The organism is Solibacillus sp. iso_87 (genome assembly GCF_056173085.1).
In genome coordinates, this window is sequence record NZ_CM149656.1 from 350,959 (window position 1) to 371,545 (window position 20,587).

A 20,587-nucleotide genomic window follows, 5' to 3' on the forward strand; every position below is an offset into this window, starting at 1 on the left:
AAATTAATTAAAAATTCAAATAATTTAAAGGGGAGAAATGATATGTCAACACTTTTAAAGTCGACGTTTGAAACATACCTATTTGACGAAGAGGTGGAGTTTGAGTTAGCCGAGCAGCAAGAGGTAACGGAAAGTGAAGAACGCACTCAATATCCGCAAGGGTTTTTCACAAGCTTATAAAGGAGTTTTTAAAATGAATTTAAAACTATTACGGCGTCTATCCAACGAAACTGATTGGATAGATGTCTTTTTTTTAGGCACTAATAATGTAGTATGCAAAAATTGTACTGTATAATAGAAGTACTAAATAATATTCGAGGTGCGTTTCATGTTAGCGGTTAATTCTACAGAGCAAATGATTTTTGATTGGTTTCAATATTTCCATGCAAACCCTGAAGTAAGCTGGAAAGAGATAAAAACAACAGCAAAATTAGCAGAAATTTTAGATGATATGGGCGTCAGCTATAAAAAATTTGATGATGTGACCGGTCTTGTGGCGGAAATCGGAAAAGGCGAAGAAACAATTGCGGTTCGCGCGGATATCGATGCACTTTGGCAGGAAGTGGATGGCGTTATGCAGGCAAATCACTCTTGTGGACATGATGCAAATATATCAATTGTTTTAGGTGCGCTTTATGCTTTAAAAAATGAACCTTTGAATAAGAAAATCCGTTTTATTTTCCAACCGGCCGAGGAAACAGGTGGCGGAGCATTGGCAATGATTGATCGTGGTGTAATGGATGATGTTACCCATTTATTCGGTGTTCATTTACGTCCGATGGAAGAGCTGCCATTAGGAAAAGTATCACCTGCAATTTATCATGGTGCTGCAGCATTCTTAACTGGGACAATTACTGGCATTGATGCACATGGCGCTCGTCCGCACCAAGGGAAAAATGCAATTGATGTAGTAGTAGCGATTCAGCAAATGCTGAAAAATATCCATGTTGACCCATTTGAAGTATACTCAGCGAAGTTAACGAAAATTGTAGCAGATGGTGGAAGTGTCAATATTATTCCGGGCAATGCGACCTTCTCGATCGATGTACGTGCACAGAAAAATGAAGTATTGGCGAAAGTACAGCGTGATGTTGATAAAGGCTTGAAACAAATTGCAGCGATGTTCGATATTGTGGTTGCATGGGATTGGATGGACGTTACACCAGGTGCGGAAGTTTCATCGGAAGCCGCTGCAATTGCAGAACGCTCGATTGTTGAAGCACTTGGAGAAAAAAGTCTGGCACCGGCAGTAATAACACCGGGAAGCGATGATTTCCACTTCTATACGATTAAAAATACGGAGTTGAAGGCGACGATGATCGGTGTTGGTGCAGATCTTGGTCCGGGACTCCATCATCCGAAAATGACCTTTGATGCAAAGGCATTGCTCGATGGCGCAAAAGTAATGGCAACAACATTGAAAAACAGTGCAATGAAATAAGATGATAAGGCGATGCTATGAAGTTTGTGGCATCGCTTTTTGCGTCGAGTGGTTGCTGCGATATTGGAAAAGTTGAACCGGATATTAGAAAAACGGCGATCTTATTAGAAGACCTGATACTTCTATTTGAACATCTCCGTCCTTTATTAGAACATCGGATTACTTTATTTGAAAATGAGGAACTTATTAGAACTTTTCAAATTATATTAGAAAAAGCAACCAGATATTAGAAAACATGCCCCAGGACATCTTGCCAAACAAAAAGTGCCGCGATTAAACGGCACTTATAACGAAACTCTATTTCATCGGGCAAAATCCGCAAGCCATTAATCCGGGGATGTCTTTTGAGAAACAGCAGCTTTTACGAACAGGCTGATTGATAAGAGCGGAAGGGCTTTTTCCGCCTGTATAATTTAAAAACAGCGATTTGTCCGAGAAGTAACGCCAAACATTTTTATCTTCGAGCATATCCAGGTCCTCGAAAGCGCGGTCAGCCAATGCCGGATTTTCAAGTAATGTATGGAAGTGCCAAAGCATGTATCCGAAAATATTTTCCCATAAAGTCAGGGGCGAAATGGACGTTGTTTTCCTTAACTGGCCAATAACAACAGATGTCTTGTATAAAATGTCCGTCATCGCTCGTTCGCGCTCATCATCTTCCACATAGCGGAAATCATTTGGGTTTATATACATCCCGAGTGTATGAATGCCGAACTCCTGAACAATAGCAAAACGAAGATCTTCCGGCTTGCCGTCCCAAATTTCATCATACGTTGTCAGCATATAAAACTGCATCGCGACAAACATGCCGTAGCGACGTCCGAAGTGGGAGATGGCCGCCGCTTCTGTAGCAGCATTCGTAATGCCCATCATCAAATTGCGGAAATCCGTCAAATAGAAGTCTTTATGTAGATTCGCCAATGTAAATAATGGACGGTCAGGTTCTTCGGTAAAAATACTATAGGAATTTAATTGTCGTACTTGATCATAAGAAAGTGCAGGCATCGTATCACCTTTTCTAAAAAATATTTATCCCGCATTAACGGGTAGTAGGACTACCCGTTAATGCCCGATTGGTTCAACTAACAATCAGTGGGGGATGAACCAACCCCCACTGATTGAAGTTTCACTTTATATTTACTATACCATTTCTCTTCCCAAACGAGGTGAAAAACGCTAAAATGAATAAAACGTATAAGAAAGGTTGGTTTTAATGACGAAACCGATTTCTGTTCCAAGACCATTAGTTCGTGTAAATCAGTGGGTTATATTTTTATCAGTTGTTATCACATGGGTGACAGGACTGTTCTGGATTTTGGCGATTCCGTTAATTGCAAATTTACTAGGGATTTTGACCGGGTTTAATCCAATTATGCGCTTTGCGAAAGTATTTTTAACGAAAGATATCCAATCGTATATTCCGGAAGAAATTGGACAGCAAAAGTTCAATTCAGCGATTGCGAGTATTTGTCTGGCAGGTGGAATAGTAGGGTTTGCATTTAACTGGCCGGTTGTTGCATACAGCTTTACGATTATTGTGGCGGTCGCATCATTTGTAGCAATTTTAGGCTTTTGTATCGGCTGCTTTATGGTATTCCAATACAAACAGTACCAATATCGTCGTTCACTAAAAAATTTTTAAAAAGATTATTGGAAATAGGTTGACAATGATACTGATAATCATTATCATTATAACTGTAGCAAGAGCTTATTTGTAATACAGTACAAATAAGTCTGAGCTAACAACTTTTCTCCAGGAGTTTGTTAGCTCAGCCATAGCGTTCTAAACCCCCTCATTTAGAATGTAAGTTTGACTGTGTGTCAGACACTGAGTTTTTCACCCTTTATATTTTTCTTCTAGTTTTTCTTCCTTTGTTGGGAGACCCATTGCCCGTGTCGCTTACAGATACGGGTATTTTTGTGTGCAAAAAAATTTATAAAACTTTTTTGAAACTTATTATGAATTTCTCCGTCTGTACGTTGCTTAAATAAAAAACGTAGGCGGAGGAAATGATGAAAAAGTTAATTGCTGTAGGGTTTATCGCTGTATGCGTATTATTCCTGACAATTGAATATAGAGGTTCAAGTGAAAAGATTGAACGTGCAGTTGCAAATGAAAAGGATATGGCAGGTATAGAAAACGGAACCCAAATAGAACAAGCTACACATCTATTTGAAAAAGTTATAGTCTTGAATGAAGAACAGCCGATTTATATAAAAGGAAATGCACTCAATGAAATTGGAGTTGTACATCCGAATACTTCATTTGCGATCGTAGGAGAAGATGAACTTTATTATGAACTGCGATTCGGGAAAATTTCGGCTTTTATTAAAAAGGGAAGTGCTACTGTAGAAAAACGTCCGCTTGAGACGTTAGTAAATACAGAAATAACGAACTCCATTAAAACGACAGAACAAATAAATGTATATGAAGAAAAAAATCTTAAGAGCAGTGTGTTACTGCAGCTTTCACAGGGGTTTCGTTACCCAATCTTGGGGGAGATTGATGATTGGTTTGTATTAAAAGTAGGAGAGCGTGCCGGTTATATACATAAAACATCAGTTGAAATAGATGAAGGAATTCCAGTTTTAGTGTATCATCATATTTTGCCGAAAGAAGAAATGGTAACAAATGCGAGTACGGTTTCTGTACAATCCTTTGAACAGCAAATGGCCTTTTTAGCTGAAGAGCAATTTACAACAATTTCGACAACACAGCTTTATGATTATTTGGAGGGTCGCCAAATTTTACCGGTTAATTCATTACTCATTACATTTGATGATGGTTTATTATCGACAAAGGTCTATGCTTACCCAATCTTAAAAGAACATGGATTTTCTGCGGTACAGCATATTATATCTTCTCGTACAGAGCGCTTTCGAGGTGAACAAGTTTTTGATGCCAAAGGACCGCTTCAATTTTTCACAGCCGAAGAGATGCAGCAAATGGCGGACGTGTTTCAGTACGAAGCGCATACACATAACTTGCATCAGTTCAAAAATGGGGCAGCAATTGCATTAGAGCTGTCATCCGCTGACATTGCGATGGATTTGCAGCAAAATGTTAACATGCTGACGAATGCGACTTCTTTAGCGTATCCATTTGGTCATTACGATGAAGATATGACCGCAGCGATGAAAGAAGTAGGGCTGTTAATCGGTTTTACGACAAATGAAGGCTATGCTAATATGCAGCAATCAAATTATGAGGTCAATCGTTTCGGCATAACGGAAAATAAAACATTTGAACAGTTCACGTCCTTTGTAAAGGGGGTGGACTGGTCTTAAGGATATAAGAAGGTGTTAATCGTTACATGAGAGAATTTGATGCAATTGTTGATGAGCACACGCGTTATTTAGTACGCATCGCTTATTTGTACGTTAAAAATTGGGCTACCGCCGAGGACATCGTACAGGAAGTGTTTGTAACATACTTTCAAAAGAGCGACCAGTTTCGCAGTGAGTCGTCATTGAAAACGTATTTAACAAAAATGACAGCCAATCGCGCAAAAGATTATTTACGCTCATGGAAGCATAAAAAGGATGTCGTTTTTGAGACAATCTTTGCTCAAACAAAAGGTACGGACGAAGAAGTTATACAAAAAGAGCATCTTGCATCACTTGAACAGAAGTTATTCCAGCTACCACTGAAATATCGAGAGCCGCTCATTTTATTTTATTATGACGAACAGTCCATTGCCGATATTGCACTGTATTTACAGCTTAATGAAAATACGGTAAAAACACGTTTACGTCGAGCAAAGCAACAATTGAAAGAGTTTTTTAGCGAAGAGGGATTGGAGGAATGATGCATGGATCCATTTAAAAAACAACTGGATGAAATGATGGGTGATACACGCTTGCAGGAAAGTCGTATTAAGCAGCGTGTGAAATCCGAATTGACTCCGCCCCCCCGAAAACAGAAACGTTCGTGGCATGTTCAATTAGTGACGGCAGCTGTTGCAGCAGTTGCGGTATTCCTATTTATGACGGCCGTTCCTTTTACGCAGAATTCGGGAAATGAAGGGCGGGGTGCCCCTTATGATCCGCTTGATGATTTAGCGGAAATTGCTACTCTTCAAAAACAGAAGCAATTATCAACAATCGATTATGATTCCTTTGCACAGCTACCTGTGGTGGAACAATTATCGGATTTACAATATGTAGATAAAGAAACCTTTACACTTGCAGGGAAAAAGGGACTTTACCATACAGTGATAGAACGTCAGGAAAATTTATTTGATGAAGCCGTATACGAAACTGGCGATGTAGTACGAACGATGACAAATACGAGCAGTCATTTACCAATCTACGAAAACGCCTATTATGAAGTAGTCGCTGTACCAGGAGACCGTGTCGTTTTGCAAGACGGCAAGTTAACGGTAAATGGGAAGCCTGTAAGATCGGAATTAAAGGAATTGTATGAGGAAAACGGCAATACGATTGCAGGAGGCTACGATCAGTTATTAAATGCGCGTGAATACTTTTTGGTAAATCATTTCCCGGCAAAAAATACAATGCAGGCAGGTACAATTACCGCTGTGCATAAAATTTACGGGGAAGTCGTAGCATTGGCAGAGCAAAGTACAACAGCATCAATTTATTTTGATTTACAAAATGACTATACACCAGAACAATATTTTGATCTTTATTTGTATGATCAAATTTTTGGAGATGGGTCAATTAGTGAAAGATTATCGGCAAGTGATATTCCATTTACACATTCGAACCGTTTAGGTGAGTTGTTTTTGGAAGCGTCTTACCGAAATGCTACGTATTTATCCGATACAGAAGTGGAAATACGCTACCAGTATGACCGTGAAGCTGTAGGGGAATATGTATTTAAAATGTATAAAGATCCGACTGGCATTTGGCAGTGGGGAATATAGCAAAAAGGGTAGTGACAAAATGTCGCTACCCTTTTTCACTTGCTGCTTGTAATCTTTTATTCCTAAGTACTGTGTGATAGCTATGTAGCAGCATGCCGATAATAATAACCGACAGTCCGATTAAAGCGATCGGCTGCGGGAGGGGTACACTTAGTAAAATCATTTCACCGACCATCGCAAAAAGAACTTCTGTCGATTGTGTTGCTTCAACGGCTGCCAGCTTTCCTTGATCATGGCGCACACGGTCTGTTGCGATAAAGAAGAGTATTGTCGCGATAACACCAGAAGAAACAGCAACTAGCAACGATTGATACACTTGGCTCGCTGATGGCAGACCAACAGTAAATAATGCATAGATTGCGAGTAAAATCCATGCTGGTAAGGAAGCGATTGTCATGCCTAGAACACGTTGAAACGGATCGACTCTTCCCTTACAAAGCTCCATCATTTTCCGATTGCCGAGCGGGTAGGCAAATGCCGCGATGATCACTGGTAGTATACCGAGTAGCAGGCTTTTCATAGAAACTGACTGTGCCTGCGGGATTTGAATAAGCAAGATCCCAAATAAAATAATGCCCGAGATGCCTAGTGAAATAAGCGGGATTTTTGCCCTGACGTTTTTTCCGGCGATAGTTGTAATAAATAGGGGAGCCAACAAAACACCTGCTACAATCGTAAACTGCCATGTACCTGATACGAGCCAGCCTGGACCGAATGCCGCGGCAAATGTAAGCGGCGCATAAAATAATACGAATCCGACAAAGCTCCAAACGAGCCATGCGCCCGGATGTTCTTTCATTTCATTCGTTAAAATACGAAATCCGCCTTTTCCCCGAATAGCGACAATGGCAAAGAGAAAGGGAAGCATAAAGAAGTAGCGGAGTGAAGAACTCCATAGCCAGCTGCCGCCTTCCAATTCCATTGAGTGGTTTAATACAAATGTAACCGCAAAAAATAAGGCTGCTAAAATGCCAATCAGTATTTCCTTCATCACACACCTCGCTTGACTGTATTGAATTTTCTGTCTATTAAGTATACAAAAAAATGAAGCGAAAGTAATCGCCTCATTCAAAAGTTTCCATTTTTTATTAACGCTTTTCAAATAACTGAACGATTTCAATAATGACTTCCGTCGCTTTTTCCATCGTTTCAGCTGATACAAATTCGTATTTACCGTGCATATTTTCGCCGCCAGCAAAAATGTTCGGTGTCGGTAAGCCCATATACGAAAGTTGGGAACCGTCAGTACCGCCGCGGATTGGCTCGACAATCGGTGTAATGTTAAACTTGGCAAACGCTTCTTTTACGATATCGACGATTTCCATAACAGGCTCGATTTTTTCGCCCATATTGTAATATTGATCTTCAATCGCTACAGTAATTGCTTCTTCACCGTATTTTGCCTGTAACTCTTTGCCGACCTTTGCCATATACTCTTTTTTCTCTTCGAATTTAGCGCGGTCATGGTCACGGATAATGTATGACATTATTGTTTCTTCAATTCCGCCGTTGAAATGCATTAAGTGGATAAAGCCTTCATAGCCGTCCGTTTTTTCAGGAACCGCATCTTTAGGCATTTCATTTTGGAATTCAATTGCCATTGTAATCGAGTTTACCATTTTATTTTTTGCTGAACCCGGGTGGATGTTCGTGCCGCGTGTCGTTACTTTTACGCCAGCTGCATTAAAGCTTTCGTATTGTAACTCACCAAGGGGACCGCCATCCATTGTATATGCATAATCTGCACCGAATTTCTCGACATCAAACTTATGCGGACCGCGCCCGATTTCTTCGTCTGGTGTAAATGCTACACGGATTTTCCCGTGTTTGATTTCCGGATTGTTAACTAAGTATTCCATTGCCGTCATAATTTCTGCGATGCCGGCTTTATCATCCGCACCAAGCAATGTATTGCCATCTGTCGTAATTAACGTTTGGCCAACATAGTTTTTTAAGTTCGGGAAGTAGTCCGGTGCCATTACTAAACCATTTTTTAATGTAATCGCTTCACCGTCATAGTTATCGATGCGCTGAGGCTGTACGTTTGTTCCTGTGTAATCTGATGTCGTATCAACATGAGCCAAAAATCCAAGTGTCGGTACATCTTTATCTGTATTTGATTCAAGTGTTGCAAATAGGTAGCCGTTTTCGTCCAGCGTAATATCTGTTAAACCAATTGCTGCTAATTCATCTTCTAATACATGTAATAAATCGAATTGCTTCATTGTTGAAGGGGTTGTGTCAGAGTTGAAATCTGATTGTGTATCAATTTTTGCGTAGCGTACTAAACGTTCAATTACTTTCTCTTTCATACGAAAAAGACCTCCTCATACTTATTGCTTTTATTCTACACTTTTTATTTCGGTTTTTGAACTAAATTTGTCATATTCCATTATGCTGAGCATGAGGAAAAACTGGGCGCCGTAATACGTGAACATGATCAGGATATGGGAAGCGGGAACATCAAACATAAAGCGGTTAATAGCCAATACCGAATCCGACATGATAAAGAGGATAGCGCCGATTACAGCAAACTTACTGCCTGTTCGGAACGAGGTCCATCCCATCGTTAAGATAACGAAAATATAAGCGGTTACTGCAATGGCGAGTACAGTATCTCCTTTTTTTAGCAGGCTTCCCGCAATCCAGAACATCATCACCGCACCGTATAAAGCTAATACAATTTTTACGTACAGTGGTGTGTTCTGCTGATTCGTTGAACGGAAAGCAAAAATATAGAAAATATGACCAACCAGGAAAAAGCTCAGTCCAACGATGAACCACTGCAATGTATAATCGCCAATCGCACAGAAAATTAAACCGATGGAGATGAGCCAATAATACGGAGATTTCACTTGTACTTTTGTTAAAAAAGCAAGCCCTATAAGCAAAATCATTGGCAAAAGTTTAAAGACCATTTTTAGTGAACTATCAATCGTTTCAAAAAAGAATACATAGTACAAGCCAAGCCCGAAGAACAGTAAAGTCAGAACTTTACGTGCCATCCATTAACCCCCTAAGTAAAAAATGTTTATATATAATTACCAAATAACCAAACTATGATTTCATAAAAATTCAATATATGCTCTATTATGCCAGAAATTATGCAGTTTTACTTGTTTATGAATCTTTTTGGAAGGTTATTCGTACATAGTAAGTAAGAGAGGGTGATTGTTATGGGACAATTATTGCTAATAACGGCAATTGGATCACTTTTGATCACATTATTATTAATGCCGTTATCAAAAAAGGTTCGCAATAAGGAGCTTTCATCAAAAACATTTACGAGCTTATTCATTACAACATTTATAGTAAGTTTTGTTTCAGTATTTTTAACAGTATATATTTCTAAAATCGATCTAAGCTGGACGATTTTTTTATATGTAATACCTGTTGTAGCGATTATCGGGGCAATATTTGCAGTCGGTAAGGAACAAAAAATTAAATCGGCGATCGTGCTTGTCAGCATTATTGGGATTGGCTATTTAGTAAGTGCGCCATTTTTAAATGCAGATGAAAAATTCAAGTCTTCAGAGATGAAGGAAAAGACAGAAATTTCGCCGTTTGATGAGACGAAAACACCGGCAAGTGTACCGCCGAAGTTCGTTAAAAACAAAATGAAAAAAGCGTTTGGACAGGTGCCAAACACGAGCTATTATGAATTAGGAAATTTGCAAATTCAAAAAGTGAATGATCAGTATGTTTATATTGCACCTGTAGAGTTTTCAGGATTCTTTAAGTGGTTCAACGGAAAAACAACACCTGGTTATTTCACGATGAGTGCTACAGATTCAAGCGATAATCCAAGGTTTGTGAAGGCTGAAATGAGCTATGTTCCATCTGCTTATTTAAATAAAAATCTGGAGCGTCATATTCGTCTTCAAAATCCATCATTAATTTTCTATGGAGATCCGCAGCTGGAAATTGATGAGGATGGAAAACCATATTACATCCGTTCTTACGGCGAATTTATTTCGGCACGTAACGGCTTTGATGTAAAAGGGGTTGTGCTTGTTGATGCGGAGACGGGTGCAACAGAGAAAATTGCGATTGCAGATGTACCGGCATTTATTGACGGTGCTGTATCACCGGAAACAGTAAGTTTGCAAAACAGTTATTATGGTAACTATGTTCATGGCTTCTGGAATAGTCTTGTCGGCAAAAAGGATGTTAAGTTGCCGAGTGATGAAGGTACGGAAGCAAATGTAAGCCCGGTCTTTATGGAAGACGGGGAAATGTATTATTTCACTGATTTTACAAGTCCAAAAGAGGGCGTTGACTCGATGCTTGGTTATGCATTAACGCATGCACGTACTGGTGAAGCAACATACTATACCGGAAATCTGGAAGAGTCCTATATGGATTCACAAGGGGCTCTTGAAATTATCGAGAAAAAATTTATTGAAAAAGAATGGGAAGGCGAAATGCCGATCCTTTACAATTTCTACGGTGAAGCGAGCTGGCTGTCAGCTGTACTTGATGCGAACGGATTCCTGCAAAATTACTTCATCGTGTCTGCAGCAAATCCTGAAATTTCGGCATTTGGTACAACACCAAATGAAGCGTTAAGACTTTATAAAACAGCGCTAAGCCGTGGCGGAAGTACGGTAGACGGTACTTCGAATGCCGAAGAAGCTAAGGCAACGGTAAAAGTCGTGCGTGTTTATAAAGAGCGTGTAGGTGATTTCACAATTGTATCATTCCTGGCGAACACAGGTGAAAACTTCATCGTTTCTACAGAAGTTGCACCATTTGCGATTTACTTGCAAGAAGGTGACCAGGCGACGATTACGTATGCGAAAACAGGAGAAGATTTCCAGCCTGTAAAAGCATTACAGATTGAAGGGTTGAAATAAACAAAAGGAGTATGCCATTTTGCGGCATGCTCCTTTTTATTAGCTTACTTCCAAGTAAAGCCTTGTGAAGCAAGGAACTCTTTAATATGAGGACGGTTTTGTTCAACTAAGTAATCAGCCATTTGTTTCGTCCATGTTGCCGTCTTCTGATTTGAAGAACGGCTGTTATAATAATCTTCCATAATTCCATCGTATTCCTCTAGAAGCGTCTCGTATTTATCAACGTCATAACCATTTTCATGCAATACTGCAGCTACCGGTAAACGCGGCTTTGTTTCATTGCGTTTTGTCGGTGTACCGATTGTCATCGCAAATAATGGGAAAACGTATTGCGGTAAATTGAACAGCTCGCTGATTTCCTTAGGATTTGTACGGGCACCACCGATATAGCAAATGCCGTAACCCATTGATTCAGCTGCAATAACGAAGTTTTGGGCAAATAATGCAACATCTGCTACCCCTACAAGTACGTTTTCAGCCGTGTCAGCAGAAATATCGACCCCGTGCTTTTGACCTGCTACTTGCAGACGTTTGAAATCTACGCAAAACAAGAAAGAGGCACCCGCTGTTTTGAACTGGAATTCGTTTTTAGACAGTTCACCAAGCTTCGTTTTCTTTTCTTCATCCGTTACCCAGATGACACTGTATGCCTGTACAAAATGCGAACTTGCCGCCATTTGCGCTGTTTCGATTAAATCGATGACTGTTTCTTTTGAAATTTCCTCACCTGTATATTTACGAACAGATGTATGACTGCGTAATAATTCTTTAGTATTCACGTGAACATCTCCCTTTTATGTAATAAGTAACTTGTATATCCTTCAACCTTATTTTAGTCAATATTTTACTTGAAGTCGATTATTAGCGTCTGTTCAATTCATAGGGAGGAGATTTTTGCATATCGTTAAATACAGATAAGAGTAATCAGAATAGAAATCTGAAAATTTTAATTTTTTGTGTTGACATATCGGATTAGTATGTTTTATACTGAGACTCAACGATGGAACACAAATCACATAACTCTTATCAAGAGCGGCGGAGGGAATAGGCCCTGAGATGCCCGGCAACCAGTAAGTGATGAACTGACTAAGGTGCTAAATCCTACAAAATGGACAATCATTTTGAAAGATAAGAGGAGGCAAACTTGCTCATGCGCAACCCTCTTCTTAACTGAAGAGGGTTTTTTTCATTTAAAAAATCCTCCTCAAAAAACACCGATTTCACCATCGATTAAATTTTTGGGGGTAATAAAATGACAAATTTAAGACCAGAAACTTTATTATTACACGGGGGTCAAAAGCCAGACCCGGAAACAGGGGCAATCGCAGTTCCGGTTTACCGTACAACGGCCTATGCATTTAACGACACAGCTCATGCGCAACGTCTATTTGCATTACAGGAAACAGGAAATATTTATTCTCGTATTATGAACCCGACTGTCGGGGCATTTGAAGAACGGGTTGCTTTATTAGAAGGGGGCACAGCTGCAGTAGGGCTTTCATCTGGCGCAGCAGCAGTGGCATTTTCGATTTTAAACGTAGCCGGTGCAGGGGATGAAATTGTTGCGGCAGGTTCACTTTACGGTGGGACTTACAATTTATTCGCAACTACATTGCCTCGCTACGGTATTACAGTAAAATTTGTGGATGAATCAGATCCTGCAAACTTCCAAGAGGCAATCACGGATAAAACGAAGGCGATCTTCGCTGAAATTATCGGAAATCCAAGCTTGAAAGTACTGGATATTGAAGCGGTAGCAAACATCGCTCATGACAACGGTCTTCCTTTATTAATCGACAGCACATTTGCTTCCCCGTACGGAAGTAATCCGATCGAATTCGGCGCGGATGTTGTCATTCATTCTGCAACAAAGTGGATTGGCGGTCATGGAACGACAATCGGCGGAATTGTCGTTGATGCCGGGAAGTTTGACTGGACGCAAGGAAGACATCCAGGATTTACAGAACCGGATACTTCTTACCATGGTCTACGCTACGGAATTGACACAGCAGGCGCTGCATTTGCGACAAAGCTTCGTGTTCAACTATTGCGTGATTTTGGTCCAACATTATCTGCTGACGCGGCATTTAACTTCCTGCAAGGACTTGAAACGCTTCATTTGCGTATTGTCCGTCACAATGAAAACACACAAAAAGTTGCCGAGTATTTAAGAAACCACCCATTTGTGGAATACGTAAATTACAACGGCTTTGAAGATTTTGCGACACATGATTTAGCGAAGAAGTATTTGAAAAACGGCTTCGGATCAATTATTACGTTCGGCATTAAAGGCGAACGTGAAGCAGGGCGTCAAGTAATTGATAACGTGAAATTGTTCTCACATGTAGCAAACGTTGGGGATGCCCGTTCGTTGATTATCCACCCTGCAAGTACAACGCACCAACAGTTATCTGCGGAAGAATTAAAAACTGCCGGCGTATCGGAAGAGCTCATTCGCTTATCGATCGGGTTAGAAGCAGCAGAAGATATTATCGCAGATTTAGAGCAGGCATTAGCGAAAGTTGCGATTGAAGTAGGCGCAGAAACAAACGCATAAAACTTAAAAAGGCTTAGCTTTTCCCATTCGAGAAGCTAAGTAACTTTCAGAAAATTAATTCCTACTATTTTCATAAGTTTTATTGACAAATGTAATACCGAGTAATACAATTGGAATAATAATATTACCAACCGGAAAAAATTTAAAGTGATGTTGCAGCATCATTGGAAGAAAAGGAGTTGTTCAACATGGGGAAAGTATACAGTGCACAAAACGTTGCTGCCTATATTATTTATGAACTAAATGACGTAAAGGAATTTGTGAACGCTTGCGCGATCCAGCAAATTTTGGCGGATGTGAATACTATGTGGCAGCATGTTTTTGGACACAGTGCTTTCTCAGAACAAGCTCACGATCATGCCACAGCGGGTTATGTTATAAAAGAAGTTGCCGAAGAATACAAAATTCATGGTACAGCCCATATTTTATCGCCAGCCAGAGAATGGTTCTTAAAATATGGTGAATTTCAGTTAGTGGAGCGCCCATACGCGGTCCCTAACTACTCGGCAAAAGAGGAAATCGTCATGACCAAGATTTTAACTGCATATCGTTTACGGGCATACAATGATATAAACGTGGCAGTATAAAATAATTCCGGAACACTAGCGAGCCCCCTTGCTAGTGTTTTTTATTTTTTTTACGGTGTATGCCGTTTATTAGAAGAATAGAAACGGTTATTAGAAGAAGTTTTGGGGATATTAGAAGAAATGGTGATGTTATTAGAATTTGGATGAACTTGGGGTTTGGGTATGCATTTTTGAAGGCAAAAAACGGGTGCTGAAACGGTGGTAACGTTTTTATTAGAACATTGGTGCGGGTTATTAGAAGAAGTGTGAGCGATATTAGAAGATTAAGCGAGGATTTTAGCACATTCCGGCCTCATATTAGAACATTAAATGTTTATATTAGAAGACCACAATTTTATTAGAACATTTTAAAATATATTAGATGATTTCCGAATATATTAGAAAATAACAAAACGCTCTTACCACCTAGCCCCAAATACAAGAAATGACTGGAAATACTTACGTCATAGTCCCTAAATTAGCTCTTAAAGAATAAAATTTGGATGAATATTGACCGTTTACAGTAAACAAATGTCCTTCTAGGCGAGATTCCCCTTGTTTTCATGTATTATATAGGATAGAATTTTCTTTAAGATAAATTTTTTGAATTATTCGTTAATATATGTGTGTTAAGAATTTGGAGGAGAAAGGCAATGGCAACAATCAAAGCAGCGATCTTAGGATTTGGCACAGTAGGTCAGGGAATTTACCATATTTTAAATGAAAAGAGGCAGGAGCTTCGCGAAAAGCTAGGTGTTGAACTGGAGGTCGCGAAGATTTTAGTAACCGATGCAAGCCGTGAGCGTGTACCGGGCACAAAACATTTAATGACGGAATCAATGGATGACGTACTGGCGGAAAATAATCTGCAAGTTGTATTTGAAGCGATTGTAAATGAAGAGCCGGCATTCACTTACTTAAAGCGCGCTGTTGAGGCGAAATGCCATGTCATTACAGCGAATAAGGTAATGCTTGCAAAACGGGGCGAGGAGCTTGAAGCATTGGCGAAAGTAAATGGTGTTTTCGTAGGCTTCGAGGCAACGGTAGCAGGCGGTGTGCCGATTATTAAAACAATGAAAAACATTCTTCTTGTCAACGAAGTAAGCTGTGTTCAAGGAATTTTAAATGGAACGACAAACTATATTTTGACAAAGATGCGTGCGGAAGGCTGGAGCTTTGAACAAGCGTTAAAAGAAGCGCAGCAATTAGGCTATGCTGAAGCAGATCCATTTAATGATGTGTCGGGTCAGGATGCATTCAAAAAGCTTATGATTTTATCGAGCCTTGCATTTGGAGAACAGCCAAATTGGGCAGATGTTGAAGTGATCGGCATCGATACAATCTCATCAGAGCAAGTAGTGGAAGCAACAGCGCAAGGTCTGCGTTATCGTCATGTGGCGGAAGTGGAAAAACTCGAAGACGGTACGATTCAGGCAAAAGTGGCACCATTACTAGTAAACAATGAACACCCGCTTTATCCAGTAGACGATGTGTTCAATGCAGTAACGATGGAGACAAACTACATCGGAACATTATCTGTAATTGGACCTGGAGCGGGAATGTATCCGACTGCAAGTGTAATGGTAGAAGATTACGCTGAAATTATCGGTAAACGTGCGGGATTTACAGTAACTATATAATAAGAAGAAAATAAAAAAGAAGCGAACTCTATGGACGAATTCGCTTCTTTTCTTTTAATCTTCATCTTTTATATCGATATCTTCAGGAATCGGTGTGTTCCTCCAGATTTCGATTTCTTCTTTAATTCGTTCGAGTTGTTGATGGTACGTATAAAATTGCGCACTATTAATTAAAAAGTGTTCACCATCATGCACTGCTTTAATGCGACCAGCATAAATGTACTGTAAAACCTGATGTTCAGGCATGCCTATATCTGCTGCAGTTTGTTCTACCGTTTTATACATCATGATGCCTCCTTTTTAGTTTTAGTTAACCTTATTATAAAACGATTTTAATAAAACTTCATCTCGAATAGACTTACAACGTATGATAGCATAATTAATATAATTAAATGGGGTGTGGGATGTGAATATTTTACCGTATCTGTTTGTGCTGCTGGCTGCAATGCTTTGGGGGACTGTCGGAACAACACAAACTTTTTTGTCAGAAGGGATTTCTTCCTTTGCGGTAGCGGGTGTAAGGTCTGGTATTGGAGGCGGGGTGTTGCTGCTGGCGGTTCTTTTAATGCGGAAAATCTCGTTCCGTAACTGGTCATGGAAGTGGACCATTTTAGCAGCAATTGCGATTGCTTTATTCCAAAGTCTGTTTTTCACATCTGTCCGTTTTACAGGAGTTGCAGTAGGGACGGTTGTAACAATCGGTAGTGCGCCGGTATTTGCGGGAATCATCGAGTGGGTGTTTTGGAAAGTCCGGCCAACCCTCGTATGGGCAATTGCGACAGTACTCGCCATTGTCGGCTGTTTACTATTATTTATGAATCAAGGTGAGACGGCGATTAACCCGCTTGGCATTGGGTTAGCATTGACAGCAGGTTCCATGTTTGCGCTCTATACGAATGTGAGCAAGCAGTTGATGAAAAGGGAAGAAACATTGCCTGCTGTGGCAATGACTTTTTCCATCTGCGCACTGTTTTTGTTGCCGCTCGCAGCAAAAGACGGTTTTGGCTGGCTGACAGAAGGCGTAAATATTTGGCCGATTCTTTTTATGGCACTTGCTGCTACAAGTTTGGCATACATATTATTTTTAGGTGGCTTAAAGAAAATCAGTTCGTCAGCCGCAGTGACATTAAGCTTAGCCGAACCTTTAACAGCCGCATTACTCGGTGTGTTTTTAGTAGGGGAACATTTAACATTTGTTGCATGGATCGGTGTTAGTTTATTATTAGGTGGAATAGTTGTGCTAACATTCGGCACAAAGAAAGCTGCTTCATAGGAGGCAGTTTTTTTATTGGCATAAGTCCGCGGTGAAATTGGAACCTCTTTGAATTTAAATAAGAAATCTTAAGAATTTCTTCAGATTTACAGTAGTGAGATGTTAAGAAATGGGCTTTATTATAAACTTATAAGAAAAAGTTGTGAGGTGAGCAAGATGAATCAGCTGACGGTGCTCGTAACAGATGATGATCAGGACATCCGGGACGGCATAGAAATTTATTTGAAAAATGAAGGCTACCGGGTGTTAAAAGCGGCAGACGGGCTTGAGGCAATCGAACTGCTTGAACAAAATGAAGTACACTGCATTATTTTAGACATTATGATGCCGAATATGGATGGAATTACCGCCACATTCAAAATTCGTGCAGAACGCAATATCCCGATTGTTATGCTCAGCGCAAAGGCGGAACAAACCGATAAAATCCACGGGCTTTCAGTAGGGGCGGACGATTATATTACAAAGCCGTTCCACCCGCTTGAACTGATGGCACGCGTAAAGTCACAGCTTAGACGCTATGTGAACCTCGGCACGGTAGGAGAATCCGCTCCGCTTGTCGAAGGACTTGAGCTGGATGCTGCGGCGCGGGAAATCCGTGTGGACGGAGAGCCTGTCAAACTGACACCGACCGAGTATAAAATAACCGAGCTTCTATTAAAGAATGCGGGGCGCGTCTATTCGATCAGCGATATTTATGAGCTCGTATGGAATGAACCCGCTTATAATGCCGAAAATATTGTTGCCGTGCATATCCGCAAGATCCGAGAAAAAATTGAAGCAGATCCAAAAAACCCGCGTTATTTAAAAGTAGTTTGGGGATTGGGTTATAAAATTGAAAAGTAAAATTCTCTCTTGGGTTGGAGCACTCGGCGCGGCATTCGGTTTTTATTTTCTCGGGACATATTTTATCGACTATTTGACAGGGCGTTTTGTACCTTTAGTAAAGCAATTTCTATATTTTTTATAATTAAGTGAGGAGGAAGAAAAATGAAAAACAATAAATTATACCTCCAGCTTTTTCTTATATTTATGGTGGCAACTGCAGTCAGTTTAGTTTTTACTAATGGCGGTCGTTATTTAGGAAAGAATTTTTATGAATCGCAAAATTTTAATAATGAAGCAGAGCAGCTAGTATATGAACTTTCGCAAAATGTATTTAAGAGCCCCACAGAAGAGGATTTTAAAGAAGCATTAACAGCAAGTGAAGAGGAAATCCACAATTACCGTACATATTACGGCACGCTTGCTGAGCAAATTCAAAATATTAAAGAACAATATGCCGGCGATATAGAGGTAGCACAGGATTCTGAAGTCGTTGAGGCGATTGAACAAGAACGAGACGCTAAAATTGCCGACATTAAGAAAAACTTTGAAGATGATGAATATGTAAAAGAGAAAATTATTGCAATAAAGAAAAAAGCGATTCAGCAAGAGCTGAAGTATATGGAAGATGAAAAGAAAAGTATTTCAAGTAATCACCAATACTTTGCTTATGAATTTAAAGATGAAAAAACAGGGGAAGTATACCGTCGCGGAGATGTAGATGAGCAGTCGCTTTATGAAGAAACGTATAAAAATGTTGGAACAAACTTAACAGGTAGTTATACGATTGATTTTATTGAGCATGATGATCTCGGTATTCTAAATAGCAGCTATACAATCGAGCGAGACTTGTCAGGCATTTCCGGTGTTGTGACGGTACCGAAAGCAGCGTTTGCAAATTCGCAATTAGGAAAAGAAAAGCAGGCATTTACTGTTACAAAATATGTGTATTACAGCATTATTCTTGCTGGAATCATCAGTTTTATTTTATTAATGACGTCTTTAGAACCAACGCTTGAGCAATTTAATCGTAAGTTCCAGCTACGTGAAATATTCGAACGTTTCCCGATTGATATTCGCATCGTGGCAACTCTTATTGCAACATACTTCGCGTTTATATTTAACGGTTCTTTTACAAGATCCATCCAGACGCTAATCTATTACTATACGGATAATCGTTCCGGCTTTCTTATGGATTTTATCGTATCAGGCGTTTTAAGTTTTGCGCTTATTGTCGCAATCGTCTTTATGGTTTCCTCAATATTTATAAGTTTAAAAGGGCAGCGTGATCTGGAGGAAATCTGGCCGGAGACATTTACAGCGAAGTTTGTAGATGGTGCCATCTCAATGTTTGAAAATCGTTCAATCGGGATGCAGTCACTAATATTGCTTCTTGTTGTTTTCCTTGGAGGCTTTGGATTTGCTGTTGTTATGACATCAGGAAGTTTCGGCGTTTTCATGTTCTATATGTTCTTATTTGTAGTGTTCTTCATTCCGGCACTTTACATTTTTATGCGTCGTATGGGCTACCTGAACCGTATTATGCAGCATACTGAAAACATGGCGCATGGCCGTCTTACAAAGAATTTAAAGGTGAAAGGGAATTCTCCGTTAGCGAGACATGCCGGAAATTTAAATGGGCTTCGTGAAGGTGTCCGTAACAGTATGAATGAACAGGCAAAAAGTGAGCAGATGAAAACAGAGCTGATTACGAATGTCAGCCATGATTTGCGTACACCGCTCACATCGATTATAACGTATACGGATTTACTGAAAAATCCATCGATCACAGAGGATGAGCGAAAAAAATATATCGAGATTTTAGATGCGAAATCGAATCGTTTAAAAACATTAATTGAAGATTTATTTGAAGTATCGAAAATGGCAAGCGGCAATGTAGAAATTACGAAACAGCGCATCGACTTAGCACAACTGTTGCAGCAGGCGGTCGGTGAGCATGGCGAAGACTTTGCAGCTGCCAATTTGGATTTACGTATCAATATTGCGGAGCAGCCGATTTATGCTCGTGTGGACGGGCAAAAGTGGTGGCGTGTTATTGATAACTTGATTATTAATGCACGGAAATATTCGTTGGAAGGCACACGTGTTTACGTCAATTTGAAGTCGCATGAAGGCAATGCGGAATTGACCGTGAAAAATGTAGCGAAGTACGAACTGAACGAGGAAGCATCCCAATTAATCGAGCGTTTCAAACGTGCCGATACATCACGTCATACAGAAGGCTCAGGGCTAGGGCTAGCGATTGCACAGTCGATTGTTGATTTGCATGACGGGCAATTGGACATCGCAGTTGATGGGGATTTGTTTAAAGTGACGGTTAGTATCCCGACAGATAAATAATGAATGAAAACTGCAGCGAGGGAAGTGTGCCTTGCTGTAGTTTTTGTTTTGGGGGGCGAGGATATTAGAAAATCCCGTTTATATTAAAACAAGTGAACGTCATATTAAAAAAAAACAGTTTTATTAGAGAACTGTAACCGTCACACCTCTCACCACTTTATAAAAGCTTATTGACTAACGCC

General features: G+C 40.0%; 19 protein-coding genes and 1 riboswitch. Of the genes, 13 read left to right on the plus strand and 6 right to left on the minus strand.

Going from position 1 to position 20,587, the window contains the following annotated elements:
* Nucleotides 1-42 precede the first annotated feature (42 nt).
* The gene (locus AC0VXV_RS01765; RefSeq protein ID WP_475530084.1) at nucleotides 43-180 is read left to right on the plus strand and encodes a hypothetical protein; all 138 of its coding nucleotides are present in this window, start codon (nucleotides 43-45) and stop codon (nucleotides 178-180) included.
* Between the two features lie 148 nt (nucleotides 181-328).
* Entirely contained in the window at nucleotides 329-1,441 is a 1,113-nt protein-coding gene (locus AC0VXV_RS01770) for an amidohydrolase (protein ID WP_475530085.1), read from the plus strand.
* A 297-nt stretch (nucleotides 1,442-1,738) separates the two neighbouring features.
* On the opposite strand, the gene AC0VXV_RS01775 is transcribed toward AC0VXV_RS01770, so the two are convergent.
* On the minus strand, nucleotides 1,739-2,446 hold the full coding sequence (locus AC0VXV_RS01775; protein ID WP_475530086.1) for a Fe-S oxidoreductase: 708 nt from the start codon (nucleotides 2,444-2,446) through the stop codon (nucleotides 1,739-1,741).
* 208 nt (nucleotides 2,447-2,654) lie between these two features.
* Here AC0VXV_RS01775 and AC0VXV_RS01780 point away from each other — a divergent pair, with 208 nt between their 5' ends.
* From AC0VXV_RS01780 to AC0VXV_RS01795, 4 genes are all read left to right on the plus strand, one after another.
* On the plus strand, nucleotides 2,655-3,083 hold the full coding sequence (locus AC0VXV_RS01780) for a DUF4395 domain-containing protein (RefSeq protein WP_475530087.1): 429 nt from the start codon (nucleotides 2,655-2,657) through the stop codon (nucleotides 3,081-3,083).
* A gap of 368 nt (nucleotides 3,084-3,451) precedes the next feature.
* On the plus strand, nucleotides 3,452-4,729 hold the full coding sequence (locus AC0VXV_RS01785) for a polysaccharide deacetylase family protein (RefSeq protein ID WP_475530088.1): 1,278 nt from the start codon (nucleotides 3,452-3,454) through the stop codon (nucleotides 4,727-4,729).
* 26 nt (nucleotides 4,730-4,755) lie between these two features.
* Complete coding sequence (locus AC0VXV_RS01790; protein WP_475530089.1) at nucleotides 4,756-5,250, plus strand: sigma-70 family RNA polymerase sigma factor; 495 nt, start codon at nucleotides 4,756-4,758, stop codon at nucleotides 5,248-5,250.
* 3 nt (nucleotides 5,251-5,253) lie between these two features.
* The gene (locus AC0VXV_RS01795; RefSeq protein WP_475530090.1) at nucleotides 5,254-6,330 is read left to right on the plus strand and encodes a S26 family signal peptidase; all 1,077 of its coding nucleotides are present in this window, start codon (nucleotides 5,254-5,256) and stop codon (nucleotides 6,328-6,330) included.
* A 25-nt stretch (nucleotides 6,331-6,355) separates the two neighbouring features.
* Here AC0VXV_RS01795 and AC0VXV_RS01800 read toward each other — a convergent pair whose 3' ends face one another.
* The 3 genes from AC0VXV_RS01800 to AC0VXV_RS01810 all read right to left on the minus strand — a co-directional run bounded on the left by AC0VXV_RS01800 (nucleotide 6,356) and on the right by AC0VXV_RS01810 (nucleotide 9,335).
* Nucleotides 6,356-7,321 carry a DMT family transporter gene (locus AC0VXV_RS01800; RefSeq protein WP_475530091.1) on the minus strand — a complete coding sequence of 322 codons (966 nt, stop codon included), beginning with the start codon at nucleotides 7,319-7,321 and terminating at the stop codon, nucleotides 6,356-6,358.
* A gap of 97 nt (nucleotides 7,322-7,418) precedes the next feature.
* Nucleotides 7,419-8,642, minus strand: a complete 1,224-nt coding sequence (gene pepT, locus AC0VXV_RS01805) for a peptidase T (protein ID WP_475530092.1) — start codon at nucleotides 8,640-8,642, stop codon at nucleotides 7,419-7,421.
* Between the two features lie 30 nt (nucleotides 8,643-8,672).
* Nucleotides 8,673-9,335 (minus strand): lysoplasmalogenase, encoded by a 663-nt coding sequence (locus AC0VXV_RS01810; RefSeq protein WP_475530093.1) that lies wholly within the window; start codon nucleotides 9,333-9,335, stop codon nucleotides 8,673-8,675.
* Nucleotides 9,336-9,506: 171 nt separating this feature from the next.
* Between AC0VXV_RS01810 and AC0VXV_RS01815 the strand changes: the two genes are divergently transcribed.
* On the plus strand, nucleotides 9,507-11,186 hold the full coding sequence (locus AC0VXV_RS01815) for a hypothetical protein (RefSeq protein ID WP_475530094.1): 1,680 nt from the start codon (nucleotides 9,507-9,509) through the stop codon (nucleotides 11,184-11,186).
* A gap of 44 nt (nucleotides 11,187-11,230) precedes the next feature.
* Here AC0VXV_RS01815 and nfsA read toward each other — a convergent pair whose 3' ends face one another.
* On the minus strand, nucleotides 11,231-11,965 hold the full coding sequence (nfsA, locus tag AC0VXV_RS01820) for an oxygen-insensitive NADPH nitroreductase (RefSeq protein WP_475530095.1): 735 nt from the start codon (nucleotides 11,963-11,965) through the stop codon (nucleotides 11,231-11,233).
* 241 nt (nucleotides 11,966-12,206) lie between these two features.
* A riboswitch (SAM riboswitch) is annotated at nucleotides 12,207-12,321 on the plus strand.
* 117 nt (nucleotides 12,322-12,438) lie between these two features.
* On the opposite strand from nfsA, the gene AC0VXV_RS01825 reads away from it, so the two are divergent.
* The 3 genes from AC0VXV_RS01825 (at nucleotide 12,439) to AC0VXV_RS01835 (ending at nucleotide 15,949) form a co-directional block, all read left to right on the plus strand.
* Nucleotides 12,439-13,743, plus strand: a complete 1,305-nt coding sequence (locus AC0VXV_RS01825; protein ID WP_475530096.1) for an O-acetylhomoserine aminocarboxypropyltransferase/cysteine synthase family protein — start codon at nucleotides 12,439-12,441, stop codon at nucleotides 13,741-13,743.
* 188 nt (nucleotides 13,744-13,931) lie between these two features.
* Nucleotides 13,932-14,330 (plus strand): hypothetical protein, encoded by a 399-nt coding sequence (locus tag AC0VXV_RS01830; protein WP_475530097.1) that lies wholly within the window; start codon nucleotides 13,932-13,934, stop codon nucleotides 14,328-14,330.
* A 632-nt stretch (nucleotides 14,331-14,962) separates the two neighbouring features.
* Nucleotides 14,963-15,949, plus strand: a complete 987-nt coding sequence (locus AC0VXV_RS01835; RefSeq protein WP_475530098.1) for a homoserine dehydrogenase — start codon at nucleotides 14,963-14,965, stop codon at nucleotides 15,947-15,949.
* Between the two features lie 54 nt (nucleotides 15,950-16,003).
* Here the strand turns inward: AC0VXV_RS01835 and AC0VXV_RS01840 are convergent, their stop codons facing one another.
* On the minus strand, nucleotides 16,004-16,234 hold the full coding sequence (locus AC0VXV_RS01840) for a DNA-binding protein (protein WP_475531382.1): 231 nt from the start codon (nucleotides 16,232-16,234) through the stop codon (nucleotides 16,004-16,006).
* Between the two features lie 121 nt (nucleotides 16,235-16,355).
* Between AC0VXV_RS01840 and AC0VXV_RS01845 the strand changes: the two genes are divergently transcribed.
* The 3 genes from AC0VXV_RS01845 to AC0VXV_RS01855 all read left to right on the plus strand — a co-directional run bounded on the left by AC0VXV_RS01845 (nucleotide 16,356) and on the right by AC0VXV_RS01855 (nucleotide 20,405).
* Complete coding sequence (locus tag AC0VXV_RS01845; protein WP_475530099.1) at nucleotides 16,356-17,222, plus strand: DMT family transporter; 867 nt, start codon at nucleotides 16,356-16,358, stop codon at nucleotides 17,220-17,222.
* 156 nt (nucleotides 17,223-17,378) lie between these two features.
* The gene (locus tag AC0VXV_RS01850; protein ID WP_475530100.1) at nucleotides 17,379-18,065 is read left to right on the plus strand and encodes a response regulator transcription factor; all 687 of its coding nucleotides are present in this window, start codon (nucleotides 17,379-17,381) and stop codon (nucleotides 18,063-18,065) included.
* A 144-nt stretch (nucleotides 18,066-18,209) separates the two neighbouring features.
* Nucleotides 18,210-20,405, plus strand: coding sequence for a sensor histidine kinase (locus AC0VXV_RS01855; RefSeq protein ID WP_475530101.1), 2,196 nt, complete (start codon nucleotides 18,210-18,212; stop codon nucleotides 20,403-20,405).
* Nucleotides 20,406-20,587 lie beyond the last annotated feature (182 nt).

What these genes read in the sequence shown, in the direction of transcription:
- AC0VXV_RS01835 (WP_475530098.1), top strand. Translation starts at nt 14,963, where the DNA reads ATGGCAACAATCAAAGCAGCGATCTTAGGATTTGGCACAGTAGGTCAG.
- AC0VXV_RS01855 (WP_475530101.1), top strand. Translation starts at nt 18,210, where the DNA reads ATGAAAAACAATAAATTATACCTCCAGCTTTTTCTTATATTTATGGTG.
- AC0VXV_RS01795 (WP_475530090.1), top strand. Translation starts at nt 5,254, where the DNA reads ATGGATCCATTTAAAAAACAACTGGATGAAATGATGGGTGATACACGC.
- AC0VXV_RS01815 (WP_475530094.1), top strand. Translation starts at nt 9,507, where the DNA reads ATGGGACAATTATTGCTAATAACGGCAATTGGATCACTTTTGATCACA.
- AC0VXV_RS01775 (WP_475530086.1), bottom strand. Translation starts at nt 2,446, where the DNA reads ATGCCTGCACTTTCTTATGATCAAGTACGACAATTAAATTCCTATAGT.
- AC0VXV_RS01785 (WP_475530088.1), top strand. Translation starts at nt 3,452, where the DNA reads ATGATGAAAAAGTTAATTGCTGTAGGGTTTATCGCTGTATGCGTATTA.
- AC0VXV_RS01850 (WP_475530100.1), top strand. Translation starts at nt 17,379, where the DNA reads ATGAATCAGCTGACGGTGCTCGTAACAGATGATGATCAGGACATCCGG.
- AC0VXV_RS01830 (WP_475530097.1), top strand. Translation starts at nt 13,932, where the DNA reads ATGGGGAAAGTATACAGTGCACAAAACGTTGCTGCCTATATTATTTAT.
- pepT (WP_475530092.1), bottom strand. Translation starts at nt 8,642, where the DNA reads ATGAAAGAGAAAGTAATTGAACGTTTAGTACGCTACGCAAAAATTGAT.
- AC0VXV_RS01800 (WP_475530091.1), bottom strand. Translation starts at nt 7,321, where the DNA reads ATGAAGGAAATACTGATTGGCATTTTAGCAGCCTTATTTTTTGCGGTT.
- AC0VXV_RS01825 (WP_475530096.1), top strand. Translation starts at nt 12,439, where the DNA reads ATGACAAATTTAAGACCAGAAACTTTATTATTACACGGGGGTCAAAAG.
- AC0VXV_RS01770 (WP_475530085.1), top strand. Translation starts at nt 329, where the DNA reads ATGTTAGCGGTTAATTCTACAGAGCAAATGATTTTTGATTGGTTTCAA.
- AC0VXV_RS01780 (WP_475530087.1), top strand. Translation starts at nt 2,655, where the DNA reads ATGACGAAACCGATTTCTGTTCCAAGACCATTAGTTCGTGTAAATCAG.
- AC0VXV_RS01840 (WP_475531382.1), bottom strand. Translation starts at nt 16,234, where the DNA reads ATGTATAAAACGGTAGAACAAACTGCAGCAGATATAGGCATGCCTGAA.
- AC0VXV_RS01765 (WP_475530084.1), top strand. Translation starts at nt 43, where the DNA reads ATGTCAACACTTTTAAAGTCGACGTTTGAAACATACCTATTTGACGAA.
- AC0VXV_RS01790 (WP_475530089.1), top strand. Translation starts at nt 4,756, where the DNA reads ATGAGAGAATTTGATGCAATTGTTGATGAGCACACGCGTTATTTAGTA.
- AC0VXV_RS01810 (WP_475530093.1), bottom strand. Translation starts at nt 9,335, where the DNA reads ATGGCACGTAAAGTTCTGACTTTACTGTTCTTCGGGCTTGGCTTGTAC.